Below are 12,704 nucleotides of genomic sequence, written 5' to 3'. Positions count from 1 at the left end.
AGCAAGGTGCTGGAGGAGTCCGTGGACCTGTCCCTGTCGACCCGGACCGTTGGCGACCGTACGGTCGTTGAGGTAGGCGGCGAGATTGACGTATACACCGCGCCCAAGTTGCGCGAACAACTGGTTGAGCTCGTCAACGATGGCAACCACCATCTGGTGGTGGACATGGAGCGCGTCGACTTCCTCGACTCGACCGGTCTCGGCGTGCTGGTCGGTGGCCTGAAGCGGGTTCGGGCCCAGGAGGGTTCGCTGCGGCTGGTGTGCAACCAGGAGCGCATTCTCAAGATCTTCCGGATCACCGGCCTGACCAAGGTGTTTCCCATCCACGAGTCCGTGGACGAGGCCATCGCGGCCACCGACTGAGGCGCCGTCAGCGCGCCGGCCCCCCCGCGGGGCCGCGCCGCTGACCGCGTAAGAATGATCAGGTGACCGCCCCGGCCTCGGTGGTGCCGACGCGTTCGGCATCCTCCGTGTCGCCGCCGGGGCGGCGTGTGCCCGCACGATCGAGGGGGATGCCATGGCCACCGTGGAACTTCGCTTCAGCGCGTCGCCGGAGCATGTGCGCACCGCCCGGCTGGTGGCCGCGGCGGTCGCCCGTCGCGCCGGGGTGGACGAGTCGGTGCTCGACGAGCTGCGGCTCGCCGTCGGCGAGGCGTGCAGCCGCGCCGTGGGCCTGCACGCCCTGCACGGGCTGACCAGCCCCGTGCGGGTGGCGCTGACCGAGGGGGAGAAGTCGTTCTCCATCGAGGTCGGCGACGACGCCCCGAGCACGGTCCCCACCGCACGGGACCAGTCGGCCTCTGAGGCGGCCGAGGGCACGGACGAACTCGGTCTCGCCGTGATCAGTGGTCTGGTCGACGACGTCGAGGTCATCGCCGACGCGCACGGCGGCAAGATCCGGATGAGCTGGCCCACCGCCACCGCCGTCGTTCCCTGATCGACCCCGGGTTCCCGCCCCGGTTCCGCTCCCGGTCCCCGGCTGAGCAGGGAATTCGCGAATTCGATCTTTCGGTTGATCTTCCGGTCGACCCGCTATGTGATCTTCGATATCGATCTTCGATTCCCGTGGCCCGGTGGTGATCATTTCGCCGCCGGGCTCGCGCATTCACGGGAATTCCCCTTCCCGGCCCCTGTCTTGATGTCGAACGCCTCTCTACACTCCGGCCTCGTCTGTCTGTTTTCGGATCAGCGCCTGAGCGTCAAGGAGGACGAATGGCACATCCATATCTCACGCAGGCAGCCGAGGCCGCCGAGCTCACGGGCGGCAACCGGGGCCTCGTCGTGGTGGTCGCGGTGGTCGCGCTTGCGGCCCTGGGCGTCGCGTTCGTACTGGTGAGACAGGTGCTCGCCGCCGGCGAAGGCACCGAGAACATGCGGCGCATCGCCGCCGCAGTCCAGGAGGGTGCCAACGCCTATCTCGCGCGCCAGTTAAGGACCCTCGCGTTCTTCGCCGTCGCCGTGGTCCTTCTGCTGCTCGCGTTGCCGGCCGACGACCTGGGGCAGCGACTCGGCCGTTCCGTGTTCTTCGTGGTCGGCGCGGCATTCTCGGCGGCCACCGGATATCTCGGAATGTGGCTGGCGGTGCGGAGCAATGTCAGGGTGGCCGCGGCGGCGCGGGAGTCGGGCCGGGAGACGGCGATGCGCATCGCCTTCCGCACCGGCGGCGTCGTCGGCATGTGCACCGTCGGCCTCGGCCTGCTCGGCGCCTCCTGCGTGGTCCTGGTCTACGCGGCCGACGCGCCCCGGGTTCTGGAGGGCTTCGGGCTCGGCGCGGCGCTGATCGCGATGTTCATGCGGGTCGGCGGCGGCATCTTCACCAAGGCCGCCGACGTGGGCGCCGACCTGGTGGGCAAGGTGGAGCAGGGCATCCCGGAGGACGACCCGCGCAACGCCGCGACCATCGCGGACAACGTCGGCGACAACGTGGGCGACTGCGCCGGGATGGCCGCCGACCTCTTCGAGTCCTACGCCGTCACCCTCGTCGCCGCGCTGATCCTCGGCACCGTCGCCTTCGGCGACGCCGGCCTCGCCTTCCCGCTGCTGGTGCCCGGCATCGGCGTGCTGACGGCCATGGCCGGCATCTTCCTGGTCGCCCCCCGGAGCGGCGACCGCACCGGCATGACGGCCATCAACCGCGGCTTCTTCGCCTCCGCCGGCATCTCCCTCGTGCTGGTGGCCGTCGCCGCCTTCGCGTACCTTCCCGACAGCTTCGCCGACCTCGACGGCGTCAACGACGCCACCATCCTCGCGCACGACGCCGACCCCCGGCTCTTCGCGCTCGCCGCGGTCGCCATCGGCATCGTGCTGGCCGTGCTGATCCAGCAGCTCACCGGCTACTTCACCGAGCCGAGCCGCCGCCCCGTGCGGGACATCGGCAAGACCTCGCGCACCGGCCCGGCGACCGTCGTGCTCTCCGGCTTCTCCCTCGGCCTCGAGTCCGCCGTCTACACCGCGCTGCTGGTCGCGCTCAGCGTCTACGCCGCGTTCGTGCTGGCCGGCAGCACCATCATGCTCGCGCTCTTCGCGGTCGCCCTCGCCGGCACCGGCCTGCTGACCACCGTGGGCGTCATCGTCGCCATGGACACCTTCGGCCCGGTCGCCGACAACGCGCAGGGCATCGCCGAGATGTCGGGCGACGTCTCCGGCGACGGCGCCCGGGTGCTCACCGAGCTCGACGCGGTCGGCAACACCACCAAGGCCGTCACCAAGGGCATCGCCATCGCCACCGCCGTCCTCGCGGCGGCCGCGCTCTTCGGCTCCTACCGGGACGCGATCGCCGAGGCCATCGCCGACATCGACGTACCCGCCGGCGAGCTGCTGGGCGAGACCGGCCTCAGCCTCGACATATCGCAACCGAACAACCTGGTCGGGCTGATCATCGGCGCCGCCGTGGTCTTCCTCTTCGCCGGCCTGGCGGTCAACGCGGTCTCCCGCTCCGCCGGCTCCGTCGTCTACGAGGTGCGCCGCCAGTTCCGCGACCACCCGGGGATCATGGACTTCTCGGAGAAGCCGGAGTACGGCAAGGTCGTCGACATCTGCACCCGCGACTCGCTGCGCGAGCTGACCACCCCGGGGCTGCTCGCCGTGATGGCCCCGATCGCGGTCGGCTTCGGGCTCGGCGTCGGCGCGCTCGGCTCGTTCCTGGCCGGGGCCATCGGCGCCGGCATCCTGATGGCCGTGCTGCTCGCCAACTCGGGAGGGGCCTGGGACAACGCCAAGAAGCTGGTCGAGGACGGTCACCACGGCGGCAAGGGCAGCGAGGCCCACGCGGCCACCGTCATCGGCGACACGGTCGGCGACCCGTTCAAGGACACCGCGGGCCCGGCCATCAACCCGCTGCTCAAGGTGATGAACCTGGTGGCGCTGCTGATCGCTCCCGCGGTGATCACGCTCTCCTACGGCGAGGACGCCAACGCGCCGGTCCGCGCGGTGCTGGCCCTGGCGGCGCTGCTCGTCATCGTCGTCGCCGTGCACATCTCGCGCCGCCGCGGCATCGCCGTCGACGACAGCGAGGACGGCGAGGGCGGCGAGGGCGGCGGGGCCGGTGAGGGCACGCCCGCCACCCCGGCGTCCGGCCGCACCGCCGAGCGCACCACCTGACCCGACCCCATCCACCCCCGACCGAACCCCGAAGTCGCCTGCGCGGCCGGCCTCTTGGCCGGCTGTGCCAGGCTGGCCGAGCGCCCCACCAGCCACTGTTCCCGCTGTGGCCGGTGGGGCGCTTCGCCGCTCGCCACCGACGTCCCGGAGCCCGGCATGCCCGTGACGGCCGTCCGGCTGCTCCTCGACCAGCACGTCATCCCGGCCCTGGAACCCGCGATCCTCGCCGCCGCCGGCCTCGACCCGACCACCCTGGAGGAGGCGACGCTGCGCCTGGTCGCGGACCCCGACCGGTCGCGGCGCGGCCGCCCCGGCCGGCAACGGCAGCCCGACTTCGCCGAGTCGGTGCTGCGCGCCTACGCGTACGCCTGCGCGGTGTCGCGGCTTCGACGGGGCGCTCGGCCGCGACCCGGTCGGGGTCGAGGCGGCCCACGTCCGCTGGCACAGCCGGGACGGGCCCGACGAGCTGTCGAACGCGCTCGCGCTCTGTTGTTCGCTTCATCACACGCTTTTCGACCTCGGGGTGCTCGGCCTCACGGCGGAGCGGCGGATCCGGGTCTCCGCGCTCCATGTGGCACGCGGACCGGCCGGGTTGGCGGTGGTCGACCTGGACGGCGAGCCGCTCACCGTGCCGCGGCGGGCCGACGAGGCCCCGGCGGAGCGGTTCGTGGAGTGGCATGACACACAGGTGTTCAAGGGCGGCCCGACGCTCGCCGGCCGCCCCGGCCGGTAGTGCAAATGGCTACAATCCCGGAAAACCGCACCGGCCGTCACTCGGACGAGGGAAGCCCTGCGTGTAAGTTCGCGCCCAGCGCCCCCGTGGCACGAAGGGACGAGAAACGGTGATGAAGAAGCTCGCGCTGGTACTGACGAGCAGTGCGGCCCTCATGGTCACGCTGTCCGCCTGCGGTGACGACAGCGGTGCGCAGACCGACGAGTGGGCCAAGAACGTCTGCGACGAGGTCCAGCCCCAGGTGTCCCAGATCCAGGCGGCCAACGCGGCCATCACGGACGCCAGCGCCGGCGACCGCGCCCCGGCCGACGTACAGGCGGCGGACTCCGCGGCGTTCCAGGACATCTCCGCGGCCTACGCCTCGCTCGCCGACGCGGTCGACGCCGCCGGCGACCCGCCGGTGGACGAGGGCGCCCAGCTGCGCCAGGACGCGGTGTCCGAACTCCGCGCCATCTCCGAGTCGTACGCCGCCCTCCAGGAGACCGTCGACGGCCTCGACACCTCCGACCAGGCCGCGTTCGCCGATGGCCTGCAGGGCGTCGCCGGCCAGCTCCAGGAGCTGGGCCAGAGCGGCGACGAGGCGCTCAACGAACTCCAGTCCGGCGAACTCGGGCAGGCCATGGCCCGCCAGGAGGGCTGCCAGCGCCCCGCCGAGGTCCCGAGCGGCGGCTCGGACGAGTCCACCGACGCGGAGGGCGGCGAGGGCGGCGAGGACGGCGACGGCGGCGAGGCACAGGACGAGAACGCGGACTCGGCCGAGGACGCCGAGAACCAGAACACGGAGGACGGGAGCGGCGACCAGCCGGGCACCGAACTCGACGGCGCCGACGGCTGAGGCGCGGCCCGACCACCGAACCCTCGCGCGGACCGGCCCCCGGCGGCCGGTCCGCGCCGTGTCCGCACAATGGGTCCCGTGACCAACACCGGACTCCCCACCCCAGGACCGGGCACCGCCCGCCTGCGGGAGGCGCTGCTCGCGGCCTCCTTCACCGCCGACGGCCTCGCCGAACTCCTCGGCACGCCCGCCCACGCCGCCCTCGCCCGCGGCGAGACCGTCCCCGCGCGGCGCGCCCTCCGCGGGGACGAAGGACCGCTGGCCACCCTCGTCCGGCTCTTCCTGCTCCAGGACGCCGTCCCGCGCGCCCGCGCCGCCGCCGCGCTCCCGGCGACGGCCCTCGACACGGCGCTCGGTGACGGCTGGCTGGCGCCCGACGGCGACGAGCTGCGCGCGACCGTCGACGCGCGCCCCTACGCCGGGCCCGAGGGCCGGCACTGGTGGATCGTCTCCGACCTCGGCTGCGCCGTGGGCGGCGCCGCCGGGGCGGCCGGTCGCCGCCCCGACGTCGTCCTCGGCGTCGGCGGCGCCTCCGCCACCCTCGCCCAGTTGACCGTCCGCGAGCCCGTCGGCCGCGCCCTCGACCTCGGCACCGGCAGCGGCGTCCAGGCCCTGCACGCCGCCCAGCACGCCGGCCATGTCACCGCCACCGACGTCAACCCGCGCGCGCTGCGGACGGCCGCCGCGACCCTCGCGCTCTCCGGCGCGCCGGCCGCCTCGTTCCGCCAGGGCTCGCTCTTCGAACCCGTGGACGACGAGCCGGGGTTCGACCTGATCGTCTCCAACCCGCCCTTCGTCATCGCCCCGCCCACCGGCGACGACGGCACGGCGCTCACCTACCGCGAGGGCGGGCTCGGCGGGGACGAGCTCTGCCGACGCCTCGTCAAGCAGTCCGCCGCCCACCTCACCGACGGCGGCTGGTGCCAACTCCTCGCCAACTGGCAGCACGTCTCGGGCGAGGACTGGCGGGAACGCGTCGCCGCCTGGGTGCCGCCCGGCTGCGACGCCTGGATCGTGCAGCGCGAGCGGCAGGACGTCACCGAGTACGCCGAGCTGTGGCTGCGCGACGCCGGCGCGCACCGCGGCGACCCGGCCGCCTACGCCGCGGCCTACGACGCCTGGCTCGACGAGTTCGCCGCCCGCCGCACCGAGGCCGTCGGCTTCGGCTGGATCACCCTGCGGCACACCGGCACCACCGACCCCACCATCACCGTCGAGGACTGGCCGCACAGCGTCGAACAGCCGCTGGGCGGGGGCGTGCGAGCGCACTTCGAACGGCAGGAGTTCCTTCGCGCCAATGACGACGCCGCCCTGCTCCGGCACCGCTACCTGCTCGCCGACGGCATCGTCCAGGAACAGCTCGGCAGCCCCGGCGCCGAGGATCCGGAGCACGTGGTGCTGCGGCAGCGGCACGGCATGCTCCGCGCCCGCGCCATGGACACCGTCGGCGCGGGATTCGCCGGCGGCTGTGACGGAACACTCGTCGCGGGCGCGATCGTGGATGCCATCGCCCATCTGCTCGGCGAAGACCCGATCACGCTCCGTGCCGGGGCGGCCGACTGGCTGCGTCCCCTCGTTGAACAGGGATTTCTCGTCCCCGAGCGGCCGTAGCGAGACGGTGGAACGGCCGTCGAAGGCCACGATCAGTGACGGATCGCGGCCCTCGTGACCGTTCGCTGACGACCCGGTGGGTGCCTCCGGGCGGCGGGAATGGCTGATCTCGGGTTACCGTTCGAGATGCGTTGCGGGGTTTTCCCGTTTGACACGAAGCGGGGATGTACCGTCACACTCCGCACCGTCAGTACGTTCCCCGGGCAGGAGAGAAGAGCGAGAGTTGTCCCCGACCAGCGAGACCGCGAACGGCGGACGCCGACTTGTGATCGTCGAGTCGCCCGCGAAGGCGAAGACGATCAAGGGTTACCTCGGCCCCGGCTATGTGGTCGAGGCGAGCGTCGGGCACATCCGCGACCTGCCGAGCGGCGCCGCGGAGGTGCCCGCCAAGTACAAGAGCGAGCCCTGGGCCCGCCTCGGGGTGAACGTCGACGAGGACTTCGAGCCGCTGTACGTCGTCAACAGCGACAAGCGCGACCAGGTCAGGAAGCTCAAGGAGCTGCTGGCCGACTCCGACGAGCTCTACCTCGCCACGGACGAGGACCGCGAGGGCGAGGCCATCGCCTGGCACCTCAAGGAGGTGCTCAAGCCCAAGGTGCCGGTGCGCCGCATGGTCTTCCACGAGATCACCAGGGACGCCATCCGGCAGGCCGTGAACAACCCGCGCGAGCTCAACCAGCTGCTCGTCGAGGCCCAGGAGACCCGCCGCATCCTCGACCGCCTCTACGGCTACGAGGTCTCGCCGGTGCTGTGGAAGAAGGTCATGCCGCGGCTCTCCGCCGGCCGCGTGCAGTCCGTCGCCACCCGCCTCGTGGTCGAGCGGGAGCGCGAGCGGATCGCGTTCCGCTCCGCCGAGTACTGGGACCTGACCGGCACCTTCGCCACCGTGCCGGGCGGCGACGCGTTCGACGCGCGGCTCGCCGCCGTCGACGGCCGCCGGGTGGCCCAGGGCCGCGACTTCGGACCGGACGGCCAGCTGCGGCACCCCGGGCAGGTCGAGGCGTTGAGCGAGGAGACCGCGCGCGCCCTGGCGCGCGCGCTGGCGGACACCACGTTCGCCGTGCGCTCCGTCGAGTCCAAGCCCTACCGCCGCTCGCCCTACGCGCCGTTCCGCACCACCACGCTCCAGCAGGAGGCGTCGCGCAAGCTCGGCATGGGCGCCAAGGCGACCATGCAGGTCGCCCAGCGCCTCTACGAGAACGGCTTCATCACCTACATGCGGACGGACTCCACCACGCTGTCCGACACCGCCGTCAGCGCCGCCCGCGCCCAGGTCGCCCAGCTCTACGGCGCGGACTACCTGCCGGACCGGCCGCGCGTCTACTCCAGCAAGGTCAAGAACGCCCAGGAGGCGCACGAGGCGATCCGCCCCTCGGGCGACCGGTTCCGCACCCCGGCCGAGACGGGCCTCAGGGGCGAGCAGTACCGGCTCTACGAGCTGATCTGGAAGCGCACCGTCGCCTCGCAGATGAAGGACGCCGTCGGCCACTCGGTCGTCGTGCGCGTCGGCGGCACCAGCGCCGACGGGCGGGACTGCGAGTTCAGCGCGACCGGCAAGGTGATCACCTTCCACGGCTTCCTCAAGGCGTACGTGGAGAGCGTGGACGACCCGGGCGCCGACGTCGACGACCGCGAGCGCCGGCTGCCGCAGGTCGCCGAGGGCGACCCGCTCACCGCCCGCGCCATCACGCCGGACGGCCACGCCACCAAGCCGCCGGCCCGCTACACCGAGGCCACGCTCGTCAAGGAGCTGGAGGACCGCGAGATCGGCCGTCCCTCCACCTACGCCTCGATCATCGGCACCATCCTCGACCGGCACTACGTGTTCAAGAAGGGCACCGCGCTGGTCCCCTCCTTCCTCTCCTTCGCCGTCGTCAACCTGCTGGAACGACACTTCGGTCGCCTGGTCGACTACGACTTCACGGCCAAGATGGAGGACGACCTCGACCGCATCGCCACCGGCGACGCCGAGGCCGTGCCGTGGCTGCGCCGCTTCTACTTCGGCGAGAACGGCCAGGCCGGCGCCGCCGGGCTCGCCGCCGACGCGGGCAACGGGGACGGCGACCACCTCGGCGGCCTCAAGGAGCTGGTCACCGACCTGGGCGCGATCGACGCCCGGGAGATCTCGTCCTTCCCGGTGGGCGACGGCATCGTGCTGCGGGTCGGCCGCTACGGCCCCTACGTCGAGGCGCCGCCGGAGCCGGGCGCCGAGCCCGGCGAGCCGGGCAAGCGGTCCGACGTCCCCGAGGACCTGCCGCCGGACGAGCTGACCGTGGACCTGGCCAAGGAGCTGCTCGCCCGGCCGAGCGGCGACTTCGAGTTGGGCACCGACCCCGCCTCCGGTCGCCCGATCGTCGCCAGGGACGGGCGCTACGGCCCCTACGTCACCGAGGTGCTGCCCGAGGACACGCCGAAGACCGGCAAGAACGCGGTGAAGCCGCGCACCGCCTCGCTGCTGAAGTCCATGGCGCTCGACACCGTCACGCTGGAGGACGCGCTGCGGCTGCTCTCGCTGCCGCGGGTGGTCGGCGTCGATCCCGAGTCGGGCGCCGAGATCACCGCGCAGAACGGGCGCTACGGCCCCTACCTCAAGAAGGGGACGGACTCCCGGTCGCTGGCGACCGAGGAGCAGCTCTTCACGGTCACGCTCGAGGAGGCGCTGGCGCTCTACGCCCAGCCCAAGCAGCGCGGCCGGGCGGCGGCCAAGCCGCCGCTCAAGGAGCTGGGCGAGGACCCGGTGACGGGGCGTCCGGTGGTCGTCAAGGACGGCAGGTTCGGCCCGTACGTCACCGACGGCGAGACCAACGCGACGCTCCGGCGGGACGACGACCCCGAGACGATCACGGCCGAGCGCGGCTACGAGCTGCTGGCGGAGAAGCGGGCCAAGGCGCCGGCGAAGAAGACCGCCAAGAAGGCGGCCAAGAAGGCGCCGGCCAAGAAGGCGCCGGCGAAGAAGACGGCCGCCAAGACCGCCGCCGCCAAGACGGCCGCCGCCAAGACCGCGACCAAGAAGACCACCGCCAAGACGACCACGAAGAAGGCGGCCACCAAGAAGGCGGCGACCGCAAAGACCTCGGCGGCGAGGAAGACCACCGGTTCCGGCGGCGCGGCGGAGAACTCCACGGCCACGGACCCGGGCGCGTAGCGGCCGGGTCCCGCGGGGCGCAACGACGTCCGGCCGCGCCCTCGTTGCCCTGGCAAATGTTCGGGTGGGTGCGCTGGCTGTCGGTGGCGAACGTTACGCTGGCCGAATGACGCGAGCAGAGCAACCACAGGTCGTCGACCCGGCCGACGGCGCCGCCGACGAGGCGCTCGCCGCCGACTCGCGCGAGCGCGCCAGGCGGGCGCTGCTCCAGGTCCCCGCGCTGCGCCGGCTCTGGGAGGCCCAGCTGAGCGGCGCCGCGGGCGACGCGCTGGCGCTGCTCGCCCTCGTCCTGCTCAGCGTGCAGGCCGCCCTGCACGTGCCGGAGGGCGGCGGTGAGCCGCTGTTCGGCGGCGAGTACCGGGGGGTCGCGCTCGCCGTCACCGTCGTGTTCGCCGTCCGGCTGGTCGCCACCGCGCTGGCCGGCGTCCTGCTCCTCGGCCCCGTCGCCGGCCTGCTGTCGCCGGCCGGGCCACTCGACCGGCGCTGGACGATGGTCGCCCTCGACGGCGTCCGCGCCGTCCTGCTGATCGTCGCGCCGCTCTGGATCGACTGGACGCCGGACAGCGCCTACGCCTACCTGCTGGCCACCGTCTTCCTGCTCGGCGTCGCCGAGAGCGCCTGGACCACCGCGCGGGACGGCGTCGCTCCCGCGCTGCTGCCCCCGCCGCCGCCCGAGGGCGCGGCCGTCCGCCCGCTGCCCGACCACCGCGAGGCGCTGCGCCGCCTCTGGCTGCGCGGCGGCTACCTGGCGCTGCCGACGGCGGCCGTCGCGCTGGTCGCCGCCTCGCTGGTGAGCAACCTGCTGGCCACCGCGCTCGACTGGTTCGGCACCCACCAGGCGGCGCTCGCCTCCTACGTCGCCGCCGGCTTCTTCGCCGCCGCCATCTCCGTCCTCATCACGATGGAGCTGCCGGCGGCCGACCCGCGCCGGCCGCTCTCCCCGCTCGAGGGCCTGCGCCGGCCGGCCGCCGGCACCGCCCCCGACAAGGGCCGCACCGGCGCCATCCCGGTGCTGGTGCTCGGCTGCGCCTCGGTCGCGGCGGCCGTGGCGGCCGCGGTGGCGCTCGGCGCGCTGCGCGCCCTGGAGTTCGGCGGCGGCCCGGTCTCCTTCGGGCTGCTGGTGCTCGGCCTCACCGGGGGCGTGGCCGCCGGCGTGCGGCTGGCGCCCCTCACCGTGCCGGCGCTCTCCCGCCGGCGTCTCTTCGCGCTGACCCTGGCGCTGACCGGGCTCGGCCTGTTCGGCGTGGGCATGATCGCCGACCCGGCCACGGTGCTGTTCACGGCGCTCGCCACCGGCGTGGTCGCCGGCATCGCCGCCAACACCGGTCATGTGCTGCTCGACCAGGAGACCGAGGAGTTCCGCCGGCCCGAGCTCACCCGCCACCTGAACGCGGTGGTCCGGGTCGCGATCGCGCTGGCCGCCGTCGCCGCGCCGCTGGCCGCCGGGCTGATCGGCCCGCACCGCGTCGAGCGCGGCGACTTCGTCATCCAGCACGGCGGCGCCGCCTTCACCCTGATGATCGTCGGCGCCCTGCTGCTGCCGGTGGCCGCCGTCGTGCTCGGCCGCACCGACGACCGGCGCGGCGTCCCGTTCCGCCGCGACCTGGCCGACGCGGTCCGGCGCAACGTCGAACCGCCCTCCGGCCAGGCCGAGTCCGGCTTCTTCATCGCCGTCGAGGGCGGCGACGGCGCGGGCAAGTCCACCCAGGTCGACAAGCTGGCCGAGTGGATCAGGGCCAAGGGCCACGAGGTCGTGGTCACCCGGGAGCCCGGCGCGACCCCGATCGGGCAGCGGCTCCGCTCCATCCTGCTCGACGTCTCGTCCGGCGGTCTCTCGCACCAGGCCGAGGCCCTGCTCTACGCGGCCGACCGCGCCGAGCACGTGGAGACCGTCATCCGCCCCGCGCTGGAGCGCGGCGCGGTGGTCATCACCGACCGCTACGTCGACTCGTCCGTCTCCTACCAGGGCGCCGGCCGCGACCTGTCGCCCACCGAGGTCGCCCGCATCTCGCGCTGGGCCACCGGCGGCCTCGTGCCGCACCTCACGGTCCTGCTCGACGTCTCCCCGGAGACCGCGCGGGAGCGCTTCACCGAAGCGCCCGACCGCCTGGAGTCCGAGTCCAGCGAATTCCACCAGCGGGTGCGCGCCGGCTTCCTGGCGCTCGCCGCCGCCGACCCGGCCCGCTACCTGGTGGTCGACGCCGGCCAGGACCCGGAGTCCGTCACCACCGCGGCCCGCCACCGCCTCGACCAGATGCTCCCGCTCTCCGAGGCCGAGCTGCGCGCCCGCGAGGAGGCGCGGCGCAAGGCCGAGGAGGAGGCCCGCCGCCGCGCCGAGGAGGAGCGGCAGCGCAAGGAGGAGGAAGAGCGCCGGGAGCGCGAGCGTCAGGAGGAGCTCGCCCGGCTGCGCGCCGAGGAGGAGGAGCGCAAGCGCCGCGAGGACGAGGAGCGCCGGCGGGTCGAGGAGGCCCGGCGCGCCGAGGAGGTCAGGCTCCGCGAGGAGGACGCCCGTCGTCGTGCCGAGGAGGAGCGCCGCCGCGCCGAGGAGGAGGCCAGGCGGCGTGCCGAGGAGGAGCGCCGGCTCCGCGAGGAGGAGGAGCGCCGCCGCCGGGCGGCCGAGGAGGAGGCCAGGCTGCGCGCCGAGGCCGAGGCCCGGCGGCTCGAGAAGCAGCGGAAGGCCGAGGAGGCCCTGCTGCGGGCCGAGGAGGAGGCCAGGCGCGCCGCGGCGGACAACGCCGAGACGGTGCAGCTCCCCCAGCCGCCGGCGCACCGCCCCGCAG

At 73.7% G+C, this 12,704-nt stretch carries 7 protein-coding genes and 1 pseudogene; all 8 read left to right on the top strand.

Annotated features, from left to right (window positions below):
* Positions 1–21: 21 nt before the first annotated feature.
* A complete protein-coding gene (locus tag E1283_RS02795; RefSeq protein WP_052847650.1) occupies positions 22–363 on the top strand; it encodes an STAS domain-containing protein in 342 nt (113 codons plus the stop codon).
* A gap of 154 nt (positions 364–517) precedes the next feature.
* Positions 518–937, top strand: a complete 420-nt coding sequence (locus tag E1283_RS02790) for an ATP-binding protein (protein ID WP_132816186.1) — start codon at positions 518–520, stop codon at positions 935–937.
* A gap of 275 nt (positions 938–1,212) precedes the next feature.
* Positions 1,213–3,600 (top strand): sodium-translocating pyrophosphatase, encoded by a 2,388-nt coding sequence (locus E1283_RS02785; RefSeq protein WP_132816184.1) that lies wholly within the window; start codon positions 1,213–1,215, stop codon positions 3,598–3,600.
* A 147-nt stretch (positions 3,601–3,747) separates the two neighbouring features.
* Positions 3,748–4,333, top strand: a pseudogene (locus tag E1283_RS39645) (HNH endonuclease); the annotation flags it as partial.
* Between the two features lie 112 nt (positions 4,334–4,445).
* Entirely contained in the window at positions 4,446–5,168 is a 723-nt protein-coding gene (locus E1283_RS02775; protein WP_132816183.1) for a small secreted protein, read from the top strand.
* A 69-nt stretch (positions 5,169–5,237) separates the two neighbouring features.
* Positions 5,238–6,779: a DUF7059 domain-containing protein gene (locus E1283_RS02770; RefSeq protein WP_132816181.1), complete on the top strand. Its 1,542-nt coding sequence runs from the start codon at positions 5,238–5,240 to the stop codon at positions 6,777–6,779.
* 223 nt (positions 6,780–7,002) lie between these two features.
* Positions 7,003–9,924, top strand: coding sequence for a type I DNA topoisomerase (topA, locus tag E1283_RS02765; RefSeq protein ID WP_132816179.1), 2,922 nt, complete (start codon positions 7,003–7,005; stop codon positions 9,922–9,924).
* 106 nt (positions 9,925–10,030) lie between these two features.
* The coding region (gene tmk, locus E1283_RS02760; protein ID WP_132816177.1) for a dTMP kinase at positions 10,031–12,704 on the top strand (2,674 nt) is incomplete at its 3' end.

It is taken from the genome of Streptomyces hainanensis, from assembly GCF_004348415.1.
Taxonomy (GTDB): Bacteria; Actinomycetota; Actinomycetes; order Streptomycetales; family Streptomycetaceae; genus Streptomyces; species Streptomyces hainanensis.
Note: the sequence above shows the minus strand (reverse complement) of the source record. Positions and strands in the feature narration are given on the sequence as shown.